The following is an 18,602-nucleotide window of genomic DNA, read 5'->3' on the forward strand; positions in this document are numbered from 1 at the left end:
GAGATCATTCAATGGCTTTTCTTATTGTTTTTTAAAAAGCAAGTTTGCTTTTCTCCCGGACAATTTTTTTAGTTGCACTGGAAATAAAGGGGTGTGGGGGAAAATTTTTTTCTCATGAACTGAAAAAAAATGGAAAGGCAGAGTTTTCTTTTCTCTCTGATAGATTCAGGCGATAAAAAGGAATTTTAAAAAGGGGAATAATTTTTCCACTTTCCAGTGGAAATAAAGGGGTGTTAACGATTTTTTTATCCGCAATTTAAAAAATTTTGAATTTTTTAGCACTGTTTTGAGCTTAAAAAGTGGAAAAACAAATTTTTTTGCCATTCTTTTATTTTTTTTAAAAAAATAAGGCATTTCATGCAAAAATATTCTTTCAGGCTCTAAAGATAATGCGGCAGGTCGCATTTATTCTCCTTCACCCTCCTCTCCTGCTGCCTCCTCTTTTTCAATCACCGAGCCGCTCATCACGTCCCCCTCTGTTTTGCTTTCCCTCAATCACGTCTAAACCTCACTTTTCTCTCCTTTTTTCTCTCCTCTTTTCTTCTTCACAGGCACTTCCTGTTCCATTTCGTTTCCTTCCTTTCTCACCTATCTTCAATTCCTGGATTTTCTCTTTCTCACGAAGACATTGAATCTCAGCCCCTTCGTTATCTTCAGGCTCTTCACAGGAAAAAGAGTGAAAGAGTTGACATTTTTTGCTGCACCTTTTTGGTCTATCTGTGATTTCTCCTCTCAAAACTCAACTCTCCTCTTTTTTTCGGGAATTAAATAGCGCACAGACGTCCAGCAAACTGATTTAACCCTCCCGGAAATTCCACATCAGAGCTCTGATATATGTCTTCTTTTTTCTCTCCCTCACTTCATGCAGCACCTTATATCCTGACCGGGTTTTCTCTGTGTGAAATCAATTTGCATTCCCTTTCTGTTTCAATTGAAATCCCTCCCTTATCTTTTGGATCACACTCTTCCCGATTGAGTGTCGGAATTTTTTTGGGAAAAAAGACAAATTATGCTAAAAGACCAAATTATCCTGTCTCACATGTGCCCTGTTCTTAAACTTTTTTTTCACAGATTTTTTCTGTTGAGAATTGATTCTTGTTGAATACTGGTGTGAATATGCCGACCCCTCTCTGAAAAATGACAGATCAGGAGTCTGTTATCGGTCTTTGCGTTTTCACATCCGAAATTCTGCGTGGAAAGACTTCATTGTCAAATAATGGAGAGAATACTCCTGCTTTTGAAGTAGCAAACCTAATAACCGTGTCCGTTTTCGGTGCCTTCTCTTTCGTTTTGTACCCTCCACTGGCGAATCAATTCAGATACTTTTAGTATAGCTCCCATCTACATACATACATCCAATGGAAATACCACACATGGAGGTGACGGATTCAAATGGGGGAATACAATGACACATCCAGTGATATATACGGAGATCGTTCAGGGGAACGGGATCCAACCGAAGAGGAACAAAGTTCTTCAATAGGCCTATTTCAGAAATATCTAAAAGATCGATCGATTTTCAAAAACCGGGAAGTGCTCAGGCATTCATACCGCCCACAGATACTCCCGCACCGGAAAGAGCAGATGGATACCATTGCATCCATCCTTGCGCCATCCATCAGAAATGAGACGCCATCAAATATCCTGATTTATGGAAAGACCGGAACCGGAAAGACGGCATCGGTTCGCTATGTCGGCGCAGAACTGGAGAAGGCCTGCGGCTCGGTAGGGGTAGAGTGCAATGTCGTCCATCTGAACTGTGAAATAATCGATACCCAGTATCGGGTCTTTGCACAGATAGCAACACTTCTCGAAGATGATGAGGGGCGCTCGTCTGACCGGCCGCGCTCAACCATCCCGATGACCGGGTGGCCGACTGACCAGGTATATGTGGAACTTAAAAATCTCATTGAGGCAATTGGAGGTGTCCATATCGTCGTACTTGACGAGATTGATAAACTGGTCAAAAAATCCGGTGACGAAACCCTCTACAACCTCTCGCGTATCAATTCCGAACTGAAAAACGCGAAGGTCTGTATTGTGGGTATCTCCAATGATCTGCTCTTTACGAGCTACCTGGATCACCGGGTACTCTCCTCCCTTTCAGAAGAGGAAATCGTCTTTCCACCTTATAATGCCCCTCAACTTGTCGATATTCTTCAGCAGCGTGCCGATTATGCATTCAATGAAGGAGTTCTCGATGAGAATGTAATCCCTCTCTGTGCAGCCCTCGCCGCGCAGGAACATGGGGACGCCCGGCGTGCACTGGATCTCCTGCGGGTCTCCGGTGAACTCACCGAGCGCAAAAATGCGGAGATCGTCACGGAAAAGCATGTCCGTGAGGCGCGCAACAAGATTGAAGCCGACAGTCTCATCGAATGTGTCAAGACACTGCCCACCCAGTCGAAGGCTGTGCTCTATGCAATGCTGCTCTTTCCGGAAATGAACAAACAGGTCTTCACCTCCGGAGAAGTGGTGCAGGTCTACCGTGATGTCGCCCAGGCGCTGGACCTTGATGTCCTCACTCACCGGCGCATCACTGATCTCATCTCGGAACTTGATATGCTCGGTGTCATTAAGGCACGCCTTGTTTCGCGCGGGCGCTACGGGCGGACGAAAGAGATGTGGTTTGGTGCCGGAACAAAGAAGATTCTTGAGACACTTCAGCAGGAAGGCCGTTTTTCAGACGAACGCCTGAATCAGATTGATATATCTCGCTATAAAACATTATTCCGGTGAAAAAAATCATGGACGCCAAAGACTGGCTGCTCCTTCGCATTCTCGAAGAGGACAGCACACAGGAGGTGAGTGAGGTGGCTGACCTCACGGGCCTGAGTGAAGCTGAGGTACAGGACCGTGTCCGTGCCATGGAAGATGAGAAGATCATCCGTGGCTACTGCGCGAGCATTGACTGGGAGAAGGCAGGCGAAGGAGTGGCAGCGGCGACCGTGAATCTGAAAGTGACCCCTGAGCGTGACGTCGGCTATGACCGTATCGCTGAGCGCATTGCCCGGTTCCCTCAGGTCTGCTCCCTGCGCCTTATCAGTGGTGAATACGATTTCGAACTCAGGGTGACCGGCAGAAATATTCAGGATATCACACGTTTTGTCTCAGAACAGGTTGCTCCAATGGAACAGATACGTGAGACCGCTACCATTCTTGTCATGAAGACCTACAAGGAGAACGGAAGAATACTGTATGACAGGAAAGAGGGAGAACGTCTTCCATTCTCATTTTAGGGTGCAATTATGAGAGATTTTATTTCAGCACGAACCCATAGGATCCCTCCTTCAGGTATCCGTCGGTTCTTTGATATCGTACAGGAGATGGACGATGTCATCTCGCTCGGGGTTGGCGAACCCGACTTTGCAACCCCGTGGGTTGCCTGTGAAGCAGGCATCGCCTCCGTTGAACAGGGACAGACATCATACACCTCAAACCGTGGTCTGCCTGAGTTGCGCACCGAGGCATCACGCTACCTTGCAAAGCGGTTTGGAATTCATTATCACCCGGAGAATGAGATGCTCATCACTACCGGTGCATCGGAAGCGCTTGATATCGCTATCCGGGCGGTCACTGATCCGGGCGATGAGATTCTTATCGCAGACCCCTCGTATGTCTCATACTCCCCCGGCGTAACCCTCTCTGACGGTGTACCGGTGCCGGTGCCCTGCCGGATGAAGGATGAATTCCGGTTAACCCCGGATGCCCTGATGGAAAAAATAACGCCGAAGTCAAAGGCGGTCATCTGCAACTTCCCGAACAATCCGTCCGGGGGAGTGATGTCGCGGGAGGACTACCAGGGTATTGCAGATGTCATCTGTGATCACGACCTGCTCCTGATATCGGACGAAATTTACACCGAGATGACCTATGATGGGGAGATGACGAGTGCGGTGCAGGCAGAAGGTTTGCAGGAACGTACAATTCTGATCAACGGATTCTCGAAGGCATATGCAATGACCGGCTGGCGGGTCGCCTATCTCTGCGCTCCGAAAGAACTCTGTGACGCAGCGCTTAAAATTCATCAGTATGTGATGCTCTCCGCACCGACCATGAGCCAGTACGCAGCGATCGGAGCCCTGAAGAATGCTGATCAGGACCGGGAGGAGATGGTGACTGAGTATCAGATGCGCCGCAACCTCTTTGTGCGGGGGCTAAATCGCATCGGGCTCAATTGTCACCTGCCCCGCGGGGCGTTCTATGCATTCCCTTCCATTCAGGGATTTGGTCTCTCTGACGTTGAATTTGCAGAACGACTCTTAAAAGAGCAGCATGTAGCAGTGGTCCCCGGCAGCGTCTTTGGGGCGTCCGGTGAGGGCCACCTGCGCTGTGCCTATGCGGTCTCCCGGGAAGAGCTGCGTGAAGCCATCAGGCGGATTGAGGCATTTACCACGTCCCTGTAACACGGCATGCACCCATAAATATCTCTTTTTATCTCCACGGGAAACTCCCGTTCGATGCTGTCAGAAATCAGAGATACGACCGGTATTTAACCCCTTCATTTCCACTGGAACGGGAGAGTGCCGGGCGTCTGTACAGGACGGAGATACAGTCCCTGATCTTCTTTTTAGTGTCAGACAATTCGGTATGGTTTGGGGTATCCGGACCGTGGACAGGACGGTGGCGGCAGCGCTGTATATCTGACATACCCTGCTCAGGTAGATAAAGAATTACGATCCGTCTCTACCCCTTCATTTCCACTGGAAACCCACTGTGATTCACCGGCACCGACTGCTATTCAGACCCGATTGTAAGGTTTATGTCCTCACTGTTCCAATGACTATCTGATTGAAGAATGAGCTGCACAATCATTGTCGGTGGGTTTTTTGGAGATGAGGGGAAGGGTAAAATCGTTGCCCATGTTGCCCATAAGGACAAACCGTCCATCATCTCCCGGGGAGGAGTCGGTCCGAATGCCGGCCATACAGTGAAGGTCGGGGAAAAGGAATACGGCGTACGGATGATCCCATCCGGGTTTGTTTATCCGGATGCACGTCTCTTTATCGGCACAGGTGTGATGGTCGACCCGCGGGTCCTGAAACAGGAAATAGAGTACGTCGGAGTGGAGGGCCGTATCTTTGTCGACGGGCGCTGTTCTATTATTGAGGAGAAGCATATTGAGCGGGACCGTGGTGATGAACACCTATCCAAGACCATTGGTTCCACCGGAACCGGGTGCGGGCCTGCGAATGTCGACCGGGTGCAGCGGGTTGCAACACTGGCAAAGGACGTACCTGAACTCGTGCCGTATGTCATCGATGCTGCCCAGGAGGTTAATGATGCCCTGGACAGAGGCGAGACCGTCCTTCTGGAAGGGACGCAGGGGTTCGGCATCTCACTATATTGGGGGACCTATCCTTTTGTTACCTCCAAGGATACCTCGGCATCCCAGATTGCAGCTGACAATGGTGTCGGCCCGACGAGAATCGACGATGTGATCGTTGTATTCAAGGCCTACCCGACACGGGTCGGTGAAGGGCCCTTCGGAACCGAAATGACACGGGAAGAGTCCCACGCCCTTGGCATCGAGGAGTTTGGCACGGTCACCCATCGCGAGCGCCGTATCGGGTGCTGGGATGGGAAGATGGCGCGCTATTCCGCGATGATCAACGGTTGCACCATCGCTGCCATCACGGGCATCGACAATGTCGATGAGGCATGCTTCGGGGCCACTGAGTACAGCCAGCTGACTGAGAAGGCACTTGCCTTCATCCGGCAGGCAGAAGAGGACATCGGGGTGCCTGTCAAGCTCATCTCAACAGGACCTGAGATGTCCCAGATCATCGATATACGGTGATCGTATGAAGACAGAAACAATTGAGATCCTCTGCTGTCCGGTCTGCAGGGGGGATCTCGAACTGACCGCGTTCGAGACGGTGGAGACGGAAGGGCGCTCCACCGATGTCATCAGAGGCATCCTGCGGTGCGGTGCATGCGGTATTAATTATCCGATTGCAGAGGGTATCCCGAATCTTCTCCCCCAGGAGAAGAAAGCGGACCAATAATATTCATACCGGGGGAGAGAGGTATTGTGACAGGCATCTGTGAAATTCATCTGAACAGGCGGCAGATAAACGCGGTCGATATACCGCAGAAGACAATTGTTGAGCCCGGGACTGACCTCGTCGTCCGGTTTGTCAATCATGGCTCACCGATCCACCTGACGCTGAAGGCTATCAATGCCTCATCGTTCACAGACTTTTTTCATGCGAATATCTATGTCCCGGATACCGAGGATTTTATCATTCCCATCCGTGAGTATGCACCCTCCGGTGACTTCTCCCTGGAAGTGATCGTCGGCTACGGGACAAAACGTGCGGAGACCCCAATTGAAGTCCTGCGGCCGGAGGTTGAAGAGCGCTTCACTGAAAGCCCGGACCTTCCCGACCCTGACGATGGGAGGCGTGGTGCAAATCCTCTCTCAGCGGGCGGCATCCTTCCGGTGGCCCTCACAATCGGTCTCTCCCTGCTGCTCTATAGTCTCTGGTTCATGGAGGGGGAGACTGTGTATAATTACATTGCATATGTCCTCCTCTTCCTCGGTGTCATCGCGGCATGGTTTTCGAACCGCTGATCCTCTGGGCAGCCCTTGCGGCTGACCGTGCCGCAGGGGACCCGCCGAACCGGTGGCACCCGACCGCCTGGCTGGGCCGGTTTGTCGGATGGTGGGGGGTGGCCGGAAGATTTTCTCCGGCACGTGAACGGCTGTATGGTGCCGTTTGCTGCCTGTGCACCATTCTTCTCTTTGCTTTGCCGTTCTATCTGGTGTCGCGTTTTTTTCCGCCCCTCTGCTATCTCATGGCAGGTGCGGTTCTTCTCTCACTGACTGTGGGCTGGCGTTCCCTTGAGGAGCATGTCACGGCGGTGGAACGGGGGCTTGCTGCCGGTGGCGGCCGGGACGAGGTGCAGATGCTTGTGTCACGCAGCACCGCAGCCCTGACAGACGAAGAGGTACGCTCTGCCGCCTACGAGTCGATGGCAGAGAACCTGACGGATGCGATTGTCGGGCCGCTCTTCTGGTTCACCCTGGCGGGTCTCACGGGGGCGGCCGCCTTTCGCGCTGCAAACACGATGGATGCGATGCTCGGCTACTGCGATCACCGACGGTATATTGGATGGTTTCCGGCCCGGCTTGACGATGTACTCTGTTACCTTCCCGCACGGTTCGCCGGCCTCTGCCTTCTGCTCTGGTTCCTTCCCTTTGGGCGTGCCGCTGCTGCCTGGCGGTGTATGCGCCGCGATGCACACCTCAGGCCAGGCTATAACGGCGGCATCACGATGGCGCTTGTGGCCGGGGGGACCGCGACTGCCTTTGTGAAACCGGGTGTCTACACCATCGGGGACGGAGAACAGAGCCTCCGGGAGGGCGGGCCTGCCATTGTCTCAGCAGTCCGCGGTGCGACGGTCATCGCTGCTCTCATCTGCACCGCTGCGCTCATCGCGGCCGGGACCCTCCTCCCGCTCATTTCTCCCTGAACCGGTGCCTGGCATGGCCAGATCAGGGTGTCTTTGACCATGTATTTATTGCAGTTACAGGACAAGACGTACAGACAATGAAACTTGAAGAGCTCAGGTTCGGGACTGAACTCGTGAAGCGCGGCTTTGCAGCGATGCAGAAAGGCGGCGTCATCATGGATGTTGTGAATGCAGAACAGGCGGTCATTGCCGAAGAGGCGGGCGCCGTTGCAGTGATGGCACTCGAGCGTGTCCCGGCTGATATCCGCAAGGCAGGCGGCGTAGCCCGGATGGCAGACCCGGCGAAGGTTGCAGAAATTATTGATGCGGTCTCCATCCCTGTGATGGGGAAGGCACGCATAGGCCACTTTGTCGAGGCGCAGGTGCTTGAGGCACTGGGCGTTGACATGATCGACGAGTCTGAGGTTTTAACACCGGCGGACGAGGACTACCATATCGTAAAGACCGCATTTACGGTACCGTTCGTCTGCGGTGCGCGTAATCTCGGTGAAGCATGCCGCCGGATCAATGAGGGTGCGGCGATGATCAGGACCAAAGGCGAGGCCGGTACCGGCAATGTGGTGGAGGCAGTCCGGCACATGCGGGCCATTACCTCTGAGATCCACGAACTGCAGGGCATGGATGACATCGAGATTGCCGCCCGTGCACGGGCCATAGAAGCGCCGTTTGATATCATGAAGGACTGCGCAGAGCGTGGCCGCCTGCCCGTCGTCAACTTCTCCGCCGGCGGCATTGCAACACCCTGTGATGCGGCGATGATGATGCAGCTCGGCTGTGACGGTGTCTTTGTGGGCTCCGGCATCTTCAAGTCAGAGACACCTGCTGAGATGGCACGGGCCATCGTTGAGGCAGTAAACCACTATGACGATGCCACCGTCATCGCTGAAGTCTCCCGCGGCCTTGGTGACCCGATGCGTGGCCTTGATATCCACACTCTGCCGGAAAACGAGGTGCTCCGGTTCCGTGGGAATTAAGATTGGTGTCTGCGCCCTGCAGGGCGATGTTTCCGAGCATATAGCGGCATTTACAGCTGCCCTGTCTGCTTCAGGCCGGGAAGGGGAGGTCTTCTCCTTCCGCCGGGCAGCGGACATTTCACGCTGTGATGCGATTGTGCTCCCCGGAGGGGAGTCAACCACCATCTCCCGTCTGCTCCGGAAAAATGACATGTACGGCCCGCTCCGTGCATTCAAAGGGGGTATCTTTGCAACCTGTGCCGGTATGGTGCTCATCGGCCGTGAGGTTGATGATCCCCGGGTCGAACCGCTTGGGATTATGGACATAACGGTCGGGAGGAATGCATTCGGCCGCCAGCGGGATTCATGTGAGATGACGGTCACCATAACCGGTGACAGGGAGCCCTTCTGCGGCTACTTTATCCGGGCGCCTGTCATTCTCTCGGTTGGTCCGGAGGCTCAGCCACTCTGTTACGCTGACCACATTGTGGGCGCTGTTCAGGGGCCGCATATGGCACTCTCGTTTCACCCCGAACTGGGTGGGGATCTGCGTCTCCACCTGCTCTTTCTGGAACGTCTCGGTGCATATACATCTGCACCGTAGGCAGACCGGGTAGCCGGTCTCATACCGGATCTTTTTTTCGTATGCGTAACTGCCCGGCTGGTTAGAAGGGTGCGGCAGTCAGGTGCCTACGTGTGGGCTGTCCGGGGAATATGGAATGTAAATGAACCACCCGGGCCGCCGGTCTCGATCTCTATCGTCCCCCGCATCTGGCGGGTGAGGACATTGATCAGTTTGATCCCCAGGGAGTCGAGGATTGTGATATCAAAGTCGGCGGGCAGGCCACAGCCGTCATCCCGGACTGAGAGGACATATTCATCATCCTTCATGGTCAGCCCGATAACGATCTTCCCCTCAGTTCTCCCTTTAAATCCATGTTTCAGAGAGTTTGATATGAGTTCGTTCACGATGAGGCCGCAGGGCAGGGCGGTGTCGAGATCCATCGAATGGACCGTGATGTTGAAATCCACCGTGATGGCGGTCTCCAGGGAGTATGAGGATATCACTTCGGATGTCAAATTTCTGAGGTATCCGGCGGGATCAATGGATGCGAGGTTTTCAGACTGGTAGAGGGATTCATGCACCAGTGCCATGGACTTGATCCGGTTCTGGCTTTCGCGAAGGCGCTCCAGACTCTCCGGATCGGTGATCTTGTCCGCCTGCAGGGAGATGAGAGATGAGATGACCTGCATATTGTTCTTGACGCGGTGGTGCACTTCCTTTAAGAGCACCTCTTTCTCCTGCAGGGACCGGCGCAGTTCATCTTCAGCCTGTTTGCGTGAGGTGATGTCCAGTATGGAGGCGACATACCGGTCGGTACCGGGAATGGGTGAGGTCCAGCAGATAACATCCCTGTACGTCCCGTCCCGGACCCGGAACTCCACTTCATATTCCCGGGGCTGCATCGCGGGCATCCGGCCGGCCTCAGTCTCCGGTGGCCAGTGAATGTCAGGGGTTTTTGCTTCTTCCTCTTCTCCCGGCTCTCCGGTCCGGACACGGATAAACTCCTGCCAGCCCATCTGCTCTTCCACCTCTGCTTTGCTATACCCACTGAGGCGTTCAAATCGCGTATTGATGAGGGCCAGAGTGCCTTCCCGGGTCAGAATAGCGGTCGCCGCACCACCTACCTCAAAGAGGGTCCGGTAGTTTGCCTCGGAGAGGCGAATCTCCTCCTGCATTCTCCGCGCTTCGGTGACATCATCTGCTGAGTAGAGCACAGAGGTGACAAGGGTGCCTTCGTCCCGGAGAGCGGTAAAATGGCCGGCAATAATTCGTTCACCATGGGGTGTGATGACCGGATATTCAAAGGAATCATTCAGAACCGGCTTTCCGGTAAGGATGCTGTTGAACCGGCGGCGTTCTTCCTCCCGGATCGTTTCCGGAAGGAATGTGGAGAACCAGTCATACCCGATGATCATGCGTTCAGACGTTCCCAGCACCTCATCCGCCCGCCGGTTTGCAAGTGCAATGGTGTGATTCGCCTGTACTACAAAGAGCATCACTCCTGCGGTGTTAAGATAGGTCTGGGAACGCAGGCGTTCCTGTTCGCGCTCCTTCTCGGCTATTTTGCGTGCGGTTATATCGGTTACCGTGAGTACCACGGATTTGCCATAACCGCTTCCGACTGAGAGCAGCACGATGATCTCGTCACCATTTTTCCGGAGAAATCGTGTCTCCACATCTGATGCGGACCGGACATCAGCGATGGCAGAGAAGAATGCCTTCATCTCATTGGTGTCCTTCCAGATGCGGGCAAGCTGTGCTCCCTGCAGTTCACCCGGGCGGTAGGCAAGCATCCGTTCCAGACGGCTGTTCACTTCACTGATGATGAGGCCGGGGTGTTCAAGGAGGAGAATGCCTGCCTGTGAGGTGGTAAAAATTGCTTCATAGCGTGCTTTCTCTTTATTCACCTCTCCTGAGAGAAGGGATATCGCAACGCCTGCTCCTACCAGCACAATGGAGTTGACAAAGATGAGATACGGTTCTGCAAGCACAGCGATGAACGGGTAGTGCAGGAGCATATTGAGAATTCCGACAATAAGGGAGAAGGAGATGCCCCGTTCAGGAAAACGGTATGCGACAAAGATGATGGGAATCAGAAAGAGATATGGTGTCAGGTTGGTGATTCCGATCGATATGCCATAGAGAATAATGGCAACGGAGATGATACTGAATGTGAGGATGACAGCAACCCAGAAATTCAGGTGCCATCCGACATCAGCAGCGGTGGTTCTCCGTGTACCCTCCATATATATCCATAGGTTTTCTCATATTAAATGCACGTGATATTCTCAGATACCTGAAGACAGGATAATAGAGCGGGAATGGTCTGTATTCTATTCTGCACCCGGCAACAAATGCAATATATATTCTGTATTGCATATCAAAAGAGAACAGCATTATATATCAGGAACAAATATACTAACGCGTACGGAGCGATAGGTGTGGCACTGGAAATTGACGAAAGTAAACGGGAGCTATCACGGGTAAAAGAGCTTCTGAAAAATGAACCACGGGGGCTTTCCATCACAGATATCTCCCGGATTCTCAATATGAACCGGAATTCGGTTTCAAAATATCTTAATATGCTTCTCGTCTCCGGGCATGTTGATATGCGGTCCGTGGGGGTTGCAAAGGTTTATTTCCTCTCCCAGCGGGTTCCCATCTCCGCCATGCTCGACTTCTCTTCCGACTGTATTATCGTTCTGGATGCAGATCTGAAGATAGTTCAGCTTAATGACAATTATGTTGATTTCTCCGGGTACCCACGGGAAGAGCTCATTGGTACATCGATTCTTGACCGTGAACTCCCGGTTCTGACCGATGCCATCGACCCGCATATCTTTGAGGAGGTGCTCCGCGGTCAGGATCTCTCCCGTGAACTCTGGTGGGAGGCTGACGGTGAGGACTTCTCATTTTTGATCAAGATGATCCCCACGGTCTTTGACGACGGACAGCCGGGTGCCACGGTGATTCTTGAAAATATCACCGACCTGAAACGGACAGAGCAGGAGTTGAAATCTGCCCTTGCAGAGAAAGAACAGCTCTTAACTGAGATTCATCAGCGTATCAGAAACAACCTGCAGGTGATCTCAAGCCTCATCAATCTCCAGACCTCAGAGGTGAAAGACCCGGATGCACAGCGGATTGTTCAGCAGACACAGAGCAGAATCGAGGCCCTTGCACTGGTACACGACAATCTTCATGACTCCCCTGACCACATGCATATCGCGGTGGAGGAGTATGTGAATGAACTGGTGGATTCACTCTTTGTCACTTATCGGGTGCCGACTGACCAGATTCGCTACAGTGTCAACGCCCCGGGAGTCCTGATAGGCCTCGATACCGCCGTCTCTTTTGGCCTTATCATCTCTGAACTGGTCACCAATGCAATCAAACATGCCTTCCCGGACGGACGTGAGGGATTTATTGCAATCACGATTGTAAAGGATGACGGAAACCGCGTTGTTGTCTCAGTCAAGGATAATGGTATCGGCATCGGTGAGAGATACCGTTCGGGTGACGAGCGCTCCATTGGCCTGATGCTGGTCTCGACGCTGGTTGACCGGCAGCTGAACGGTACGATGGAGATATCAAATAAAAAAGGCACCAGTTATATGATTCAGTTTATTGAACGGGATGAGAAACCGGGCGCATTGACAAAGGAGTACTGACATGGAAAAGCACCTGCGGGTACTGGTTGTCGAAGACGATGCAATCATCGGGATGGATATTGAGCACCGGGTAAAGAAGCTTGGGTATGAGGTGTGCGGTGTTGCAGATACCGCAGCAGAGGCACTGGATATCGCCTCCCGCAAACACCCAGACATCGCACTTATGGATATCCGCCTCAGGGGAGAGGTGGACGGGATTGAGGCAGCACGCATGCTCAGGGACACCCTTTCGGTGCCGGTGATATTCATCACTGCCTATTCTGATATGAAAATGCGGTCCCGTGCGCTGGATATGGAGCCCTTGGGCTATATCGTGAAACCGCTACGTGAAGTGGAACTGAAAAAGACGCTGGAAGCGGCTGAAGAGAAGATCCGTTCCGGTTAGGGTCGTTGTCTCTACCCTTTTTTTTGTTAATCTTTCTGTTATCTCTTTCAGATTGAATTACCTGTTCTTTCATTCGCCTCAAGATAAAAAGCAATAGGACAGGGGTATGACCTGAATGCCGATGAACCGGATACGAATCGCCATCTGTTGTATTGGTGCATCTCACCACGGGAAGGGGCGGCCGCCTGCCGCCTGCATGATGAGAGGCACGGTAGCGGTCAGGCAGCCTCTTCTCCCCGAGGCTGATTGTGGATTTGTGTTTGGGGGATAAAGGGGGTTTCCGGGCGTGGGGCGAAAGTGGATGTGCTCAGTGTTTATGCCGGTGATGGAGATCCGGGCGGTGGGGGTGCTCATGCTCGAGCGGCTTGTGCCAGTGTGGGTGGGAATGATATCCATCCTTATCAACCTGAGGCGCCTCCGGGCCGTGGATATGGTCGTCATGGTGCAGGTCATCATGGGCATGGCGGTGCGAATGACGCAATGGATCATGGGTGTGGCGGTGTGCGTGCTTCTCTGAAACCAAAAGCCAGGTTCCTGCCGCCATAAAGACGAAAGCGATGATAAACCCTGGTTCCGGGAGTTCGCGGAATATCAGCAGGGAGACAATGACCCCGAATACCGGGTTTGTGGAGAAGAGTGCACCGGCGCGGGCCGCCCCCAGCACGCGGAGTGAGCGGAGGAAACAGATCGTCATAATCCCGCCGAATCCGAGAATGCCGACCGCCATGCCGCCGAAAATGAAGGGCAAATCCGGGTAGGGCTGACCAAGGATGAAGACTACCGCCGTGAGGATGAGACCTCCGGAGAGGCCCTTGATGGCGACCAGCTGTATCGGGTCCCTGCCTGAGACATGGCGGGAGATGTTCGTGTCAGTGCCCCAGAGAAAACAGGTGAGGATGACGCCCAGTGCGGCAAGGGAAAACCCGAACGGGCTTGACGGATCCCAGGTGAGGACCACACAGGAGAGGGTGATACAGGCGAGGGCACCCCATATCCGGCGGCCAACCGGCTCATGGAAGACGAGGGCGGCAACGAGGGTCGTGGCAACGGCCTCAAATCCCAGCAGGACTGCCGCTGTCGCAGCGGGAGTGTACTGGAGGGAGACCATTAAAACCAGGGTGGCAAGGACCGAACCGGAGAGTACCGACCCTGCAATCCACGGCAGGTCACGCCGTTCGACGGGTGCCTCGCGGGTATGGTTTGTAGTGAAGAACCTGCGGCGTACAAGCCACAAAGCGGCAAAAAAGAGGCCGCTTCCCATATACAGCAGCGACGCGAGGGTGACCGGAGAGACACTGGTGAGGAGCAGTTTGGTGAGCGGCGCGGCTGATCCGAAGAAGAACGCTGCCGCAAGAATATAGAGCACACCGCGGGTGCCGTCACTCAGTGTCATAACAGTGAACTGTTGGCTCTCCCGCACGAAAAATACCGGTGTGAAGGTGCGGTAATGCGGAGGGTTTCGATGAGCGGTACAGCTGTTTCCGGGATGCTTCCGCCGCTGTAATGCTCGTATGGCTGATTGCTGTTCCGGTACACTGTGTCCCGGCAACCATTGCATAAAATGACACACGTTTCTGCACACTTGCAACGGTATCGGCAGGGAGATAGACTTATGCTGATTACGGAAGATAATCCCTGTCATGGAACTCCCGCAGGCATCGGATGCTCCCATCTCGGTTCTCTACGTTGATGATGAATATGCCCTGCTGGAGATCGGGAAGATATTTCTGGAGCGGGCCGAGGGCATCCGTGTTACGACCGTCGACAATACGGAGGATGCAATTCGGCTGCTTGTTGACGGTGCTTTTGATGCCATCGTCTCTGACTACCAGATGCCGGGCATGGACGGGATTGCTTTTCTCAAGTATATCCGCAGTACATACGGGTCTCTCCCCTTTCTTCTCTTCACCGGGAAGGGGCGTGAGGAGGTTGTCATCGAGGCGCTCAACAATGGCGCCGACTATTATGTGGAGAAGGCAGGGGCGCCCGAACCCCAGTTTGCGGATCTGGTGCACAAGATACGCCGTGCCGTTTCACGCTGCCGCATCGAACAGATCCTTTGCAGCACCTATGCGGAACTCCAATCCTCCTACGAACAGCTGGCGGCCTTTGAAGCTGAACTGAAACTCCGCGAAGAGAGTATTGCTGCGATGCAGCAGGCCCTCAGAGAGTCTGAGCAGATTTATCAGGGAATTTTTGACCACACCGGGTCTGCAACGGCGATTTTTGAGGAGGATATGACCATTTCTCTTGCAAATACTGCATTTGCAGAGCTCACGGGATTTTCAAGGGAGGAGATTGAAGGCCGGATGAAATGGTCCCGGTTTGTGCACCCGGATGAACTGGCCCGCCTGACGGAGTACCATTGGTCACGGAGGCGTGACCCGGGGAGTGCACCAAAGCACTATGATATCCGGTTTGTGGACCGGTTTGGGAAAGAGCATATAATTTACATGACGACAGGCCTCATTCCGGGAACCAGCCGGTCTGTCGCCTCCCATACTGACATAACCGAGCTCAAAGAGACGCGGGACCGTCTCACCCTCCTCGGGAATATTCTGGATGATTCCCGTAATGAGATCTATATCTTTGATGCAGGCACGCTCCGGTTTGTGCAGGTGAACCGGGGCGGTCGGGAGAACATCGGGTATTCGATGGAGGAGCTCTCAACCCTCACGCCGGTTGATCTGAAACCGGAATGCACGGACGAGTCCTTTTGGGCGCTCCTTTCACCCCTGCTTGATGGAACGGAGGATCTGGTCAGTTTTACCACCAAACACCGCCGCAAGGACGGTTCTGAATATCCGGTTGAGGTGCATCTCCACCTCTCCCGGGTGGTCACCCCTCCGGTCTTTGTCGCCGTGATAATCGACATCACCAGCCGGAGGGAGGTGGAGGAGGAGAACCGTATCCTGCGCCACATGGTGGACCATGCCTCGTCTTCCATCACGGTTCATGACTATGACGGACGGTTCATCTATGCAAACGAGTGCACAATCGCGATGCACGGCTACAGCCGGGATGAGTTTATGGCCCTCCGTCTGGAGGACCTTGATGTGCCTGCCTCTGCTGCCCTGATTGAAAAGCGCTTTCAGGAAGTGAGAGAAGAGGGTGAGTCGATATTTGAGGCAGAACGCTACCGCAAAGACGGGAGCATCCTTCCTGTTCTCGTCCACCTTTCCGTGGCGCAGTGGGGAGAACAGACAGTCCTCCTCAGCATCGCAGAAGATATTACTGAGTGGAAAGAGATCGAACATGCCCTGCGGGAGAGCAGAAAACAGCTTTCATTTGCCCTTGAAGCTGCAAATGACGGGTTGTGGGACTGGAATATTCCCAAAGGGCAGGCCTTCTTCAGCCCGCAGTATCTGCGAATGCTTGGCTATGAACCTGACGAATTTGCCACCACGTACGATGCATGGTGGGAGTATGTACACCCGGATGACCGTGCTGATGCTCAGTCAGCCATTCTTGAGAGTATAGCGACAAAGGACGACTTTTCCCGGGAAATCCGTATGCGAAAAAAGGACGGTTCGTACCTCTGGATCCTCGCCCGCGGGAGGGTGATGGAAACAGATAGTGAGGGGCAACCGCTCCGGATGGTGGGTACGCATACGGATATCAGCCGACAAAAGCAGGTCGAGGAGGCCCTGCAGGAGAGTAGAAAACAGTTTTCATTTGCCCTTGATGCTGCAAATGAAGGACTTTGGGACTGGAATATGGTCAGTGATGCTGCAGAGGTCAGTTCACAGTACCTGCGGTTGCTTGGCTATGGACCCGGTGAATTTGCGGGCAACCGCTCTGCCTGGTCTGAGTATGTGCACCCGAATGACCGTGATGGTGTGGAATCTGCTATTCAGGAGGCAATTGCCAGGGATGGATTGTACTCCCATGAATTCCGCATGCGCAAAAAGGATGGCACGTACGCCTGGTTTCTTGCCCGTGGCCGGGTGATGGAGAGGGATGATACGGGCCGGCCGCTCCGGATGGTAGGCACGCATATTGATATCAGCGGGCGCAGGCAGATTGAAGAGGCGCTGCGCCTTGCAAACCGAAAACTGCAGCTTTTGTCAGGTATCACCCGCCATGACATCCTCAACCAGGCGATGGCTCTGAACGGATATATCTGCCTCACAGAAGAGATGAATCCTGACCCGGCAATCCGGAAGTATCTGCAGAAGATGCACAAAGCAGCATTCCTGATTGAGCAGACCATTGCATTCACCCGCGAGTATGAGCAGCTTGGAAAGAATGAACCCAAATGGCTCTCCGTTCAGAATGCGGTTGTCAATATTGCGATGACGGCTGACCTTCCGGTCACCGTTTGCTGTGAGGGGGTTGAGGTCTTCGCAGATCCCTTGATCACAACAGTCTTCTCCAATATGATGGACAACATTATCCGGCATGCCGGGGGTGCCACTGAGGTCATTGTCTCCTGTGTCCCTGAAGAGTCCGGTGGGTTTACGATTGTGTGGGAGGATGATGGGGTGGGTATCCCGGATGCATTGAAAGAGAGGATATTTGACCGGGGACACGGGAGCAATACCGGTCTGGGGCTCTTTCTTGTCCGTGAGATCCTTGCCATCACCGGTATCGCGATCCGTGAATGCGGGATCGAAGGTAAGGGTGCCCGCTTTGAACTGCTGGTGCCTCCTGGCGGATGGCGAACAGAGGAAGGCGCCTGACCGGCCGCGGTGTTCATGGAGGTGATTTTTGTTCGTCTCCCAATGTACATGTAAGGGCACAGCAGACCGAAAAAGGGCATCATACAGTCCCGGCCCCCTCAAGCAGAGGGATAGTGCGAAAGAAACTCCAAAAAACAGAGCGGAAGCGGTAATCTGACAGATTCTTTTTTGTTACCGGAAGATACAGAACGTTAGCGCCCGGTTTTATCAGTCAGCACATGCTCCGGGAAACCGGACGGTCCAGGTCACTCCGTCCTCCTCCCGCCGTTCAGCCGTGCCCCTGAGTCGGTAACGGACGATGTGTTCTGCAACTGACATACTGAGAGCCTCATTTTCGTCATCTTCATCAGAGAGGATATACTCAGGAAAACCGTTGTCCGCAACGACAAGGGTGTACCAGCCATCGTCCCCGGGACCCGAAAAGGAGACATCCATTCTGCCCTCTGCAACGCCTTCAAATGAGCAGAGAACAGAACTCCGGATGATTTCTGCCAGGACGAAGGCGCATGGTACCGCACAGGCGGCGGGCAGCATCGTCCTCCCGCAGTCCACCGATGACGCAATCCATGTCTGTGTACAATGAGTGAGGCGGACAGACTTGACAATCTTCTCAAAGAGGAGCTGAGCACCCACAGCGGCAGGGGTGCCTGCCGCATACATGGTGCCGTGGACAATGGCCATCACCTTGGTGAGCGTCTGCAGCTCGCGCAGGGTGCACAGGGCGTCCTCGTCTGCCACCAGTGCCATCTTGATATCAAAAAGACTGGTGATGATCTGCAGGTCGTCTGCGACCCCCCGGTGGATCATCACCGCATCCGGGCCCCGATCTCCTCCTGCCCCAATCTGCCCATTCATACGGGGAATTTT

19 protein-coding genes are annotated in these 18,602 nt (G+C 53.5%); 13 read left to right on the forward strand and 6 right to left on the reverse strand.

What is annotated here, in order from left to right:
* Nucleotides 1–165: 165 nt before the first annotated feature.
* Both L1S32_RS09410 and L1S32_RS09415 read right to left on the reverse strand, forming a co-directional pair.
* Complete coding sequence (locus L1S32_RS09410; RefSeq protein ID WP_278154842.1) at nt 166–405, reverse strand: hypothetical protein; 240 nt, start codon at nt 403–405, stop codon at nt 166–168.
* 103 nt (nt 406–508) lie between these two features.
* On the reverse strand, nt 509–736 hold the full coding sequence (locus L1S32_RS09415) for a hypothetical protein (protein WP_278154844.1): 228 nt from the start codon (nt 734–736) through the stop codon (nt 509–511).
* 743 nt (nt 737–1,479) lie between these two features.
* Between L1S32_RS09415 and L1S32_RS09420 the strand changes: the two genes are divergently transcribed.
* The 3 genes from L1S32_RS09420 to L1S32_RS09430 are packed head-to-tail and all read left to right on the forward strand — an operon-like array spanning nt 1,480 to nt 4,406.
* Nucleotides 1,480–2,739: an ORC1-type DNA replication protein gene (locus L1S32_RS09420; protein WP_278157079.1), complete on the forward strand. Its 1,260-nt coding sequence runs from the start codon at nt 1,480–1,482 to the stop codon at nt 2,737–2,739.
* A gap of 8 nt (nt 2,740–2,747) precedes the next feature.
* Nucleotides 2,748–3,239: an Lrp/AsnC family transcriptional regulator gene (locus L1S32_RS09425; RefSeq protein WP_278154846.1), complete on the forward strand. Its 492-nt coding sequence runs from the start codon at nt 2,748–2,750 to the stop codon at nt 3,237–3,239.
* 9 nt (nt 3,240–3,248) lie between these two features.
* Complete coding sequence (locus tag L1S32_RS09430) at nt 3,249–4,406, forward strand: aminotransferase class I/II-fold pyridoxal phosphate-dependent enzyme (RefSeq protein WP_278154848.1); 1,158 nt, start codon at nt 3,249–3,251, stop codon at nt 4,404–4,406.
* Nucleotides 4,407–4,473: 67 nt separating this feature from the next.
* Here L1S32_RS09430 and L1S32_RS09435 read toward each other — a convergent pair whose 3' ends face one another.
* Complete coding sequence (locus tag L1S32_RS09435; protein ID WP_278154850.1) at nt 4,474–4,650, reverse strand: hypothetical protein; 177 nt, start codon at nt 4,648–4,650, stop codon at nt 4,474–4,476.
* A 148-nt stretch (nt 4,651–4,798) separates the two neighbouring features.
* Here L1S32_RS09435 and L1S32_RS09440 point away from each other — a divergent pair, with 148 nt between their 5' ends.
* From L1S32_RS09440 to pdxT, 6 genes are all read left to right on the forward strand, one after another.
* Nucleotides 4,799–5,800: an adenylosuccinate synthetase gene (locus L1S32_RS09440; RefSeq protein WP_278154851.1), complete on the forward strand. Its 1,002-nt coding sequence runs from the start codon at nt 4,799–4,801 to the stop codon at nt 5,798–5,800.
* A gap of 4 nt (nt 5,801–5,804) precedes the next feature.
* The gene (locus L1S32_RS09445) at nt 5,805–6,008 is read left to right on the forward strand and encodes a methytransferase partner Trm112 (RefSeq protein ID WP_278154853.1); all 204 of its coding nucleotides are present in this window, start codon (nt 5,805–5,807) and stop codon (nt 6,006–6,008) included.
* Nucleotides 6,009–6,034: 26 nt separating this feature from the next.
* Nucleotides 6,035–6,577, forward strand: coding sequence for a hypothetical protein (locus L1S32_RS09450; RefSeq protein WP_278154854.1), 543 nt, complete (start codon nt 6,035–6,037; stop codon nt 6,575–6,577).
* Complete coding sequence (gene cbiB, locus L1S32_RS09455) at nt 6,559–7,479, forward strand: adenosylcobinamide-phosphate synthase CbiB (RefSeq protein WP_278154856.1); 921 nt, start codon at nt 6,559–6,561, stop codon at nt 7,477–7,479. Before L1S32_RS09450 ends, cbiB begins: the two co-directional genes overlap by 19 nt.
* A 77-nt stretch (nt 7,480–7,556) precedes the next feature.
* The gene (gene pdxS, locus L1S32_RS09460) at nt 7,557–8,453 is read left to right on the forward strand and encodes a pyridoxal 5'-phosphate synthase lyase subunit PdxS (RefSeq protein WP_278154857.1); all 897 of its coding nucleotides are present in this window, start codon (nt 7,557–7,559) and stop codon (nt 8,451–8,453) included.
* Entirely contained in the window at nt 8,443–9,036 is a 594-nt protein-coding gene (gene pdxT / locus L1S32_RS09465) for a pyridoxal 5'-phosphate synthase glutaminase subunit PdxT (protein WP_278154858.1), read from the forward strand. The genes pdxS and pdxT overlap by 11 nt, the downstream gene beginning before the upstream one ends.
* Nucleotides 9,037–9,122: 86 nt before the next feature.
* Here pdxT and L1S32_RS09470 read toward each other — a convergent pair whose 3' ends face one another.
* Nucleotides 9,123–11,243: a PAS domain S-box protein gene (locus tag L1S32_RS09470; RefSeq protein ID WP_278154859.1), complete on the reverse strand. Its 2,121-nt coding sequence runs from the start codon at nt 11,241–11,243 to the stop codon at nt 9,123–9,125.
* 195 nt (nt 11,244–11,438) lie between these two features.
* Between L1S32_RS09470 and L1S32_RS09475 the strand changes: the two genes are divergently transcribed.
* The 3 genes from L1S32_RS09475 to L1S32_RS09485 all read left to right on the forward strand — a co-directional run bounded on the left by L1S32_RS09475 (nt 11,439) and on the right by L1S32_RS09485 (nt 13,324).
* The gene (locus L1S32_RS09475; protein ID WP_278154860.1) at nt 11,439–12,668 is read left to right on the forward strand and encodes a histidine kinase dimerization/phosphoacceptor domain -containing protein; all 1,230 of its coding nucleotides are present in this window, start codon (nt 11,439–11,441) and stop codon (nt 12,666–12,668) included.
* Nucleotide 12,669: 1 nt separating this feature from the next.
* Complete coding sequence (locus tag L1S32_RS09480; RefSeq protein ID WP_278154861.1) at nt 12,670–13,053, forward strand: response regulator; 384 nt, start codon at nt 12,670–12,672, stop codon at nt 13,051–13,053.
* Nucleotides 13,054–13,168: 115 nt separating this feature from the next.
* Nucleotides 13,169–13,324 (forward strand): hypothetical protein, encoded by a 156-nt coding sequence (locus tag L1S32_RS09485; protein ID WP_278154862.1) that lies wholly within the window; start codon nt 13,169–13,171, stop codon nt 13,322–13,324.
* A gap of 36 nt (nt 13,325–13,360) precedes the next feature.
* Here the strand turns inward: L1S32_RS09485 and L1S32_RS09490 are convergent, their stop codons facing one another.
* Nucleotides 13,361–14,446, reverse strand: a complete 1,086-nt coding sequence (locus L1S32_RS09490) for a DMT family transporter (RefSeq protein WP_278154863.1) — start codon at nt 14,444–14,446, stop codon at nt 13,361–13,363.
* Between the two features lie 247 nt (nt 14,447–14,693).
* Here L1S32_RS09490 and L1S32_RS09495 point away from each other — a divergent pair, with 247 nt between their 5' ends.
* Nucleotides 14,694–17,735, forward strand: a complete 3,042-nt coding sequence (locus tag L1S32_RS09495; protein WP_278154864.1) for a PAS domain S-box protein — start codon at nt 14,694–14,696, stop codon at nt 17,733–17,735.
* Nucleotides 17,736–17,942: 207 nt separating this feature from the next.
* On the opposite strand, the gene L1S32_RS09500 is transcribed toward L1S32_RS09495, so the two are convergent.
* Nucleotides 17,943–18,590 carry a histidine kinase dimerization/phosphoacceptor domain -containing protein gene (locus L1S32_RS09500; protein ID WP_278154865.1) on the reverse strand — a complete coding sequence of 216 codons (648 nt, stop codon included), beginning with the start codon at nt 18,588–18,590 and terminating at the stop codon, nt 17,943–17,945.
* Nucleotides 18,591–18,602: the final 12 nt, after the last annotated feature.

Source organism: Methanogenium sp. S4BF, from assembly GCF_029633965.1.
GTDB lineage: Archaea > Halobacteriota > Methanomicrobia > Methanomicrobiales > Methanomicrobiaceae > Methanogenium.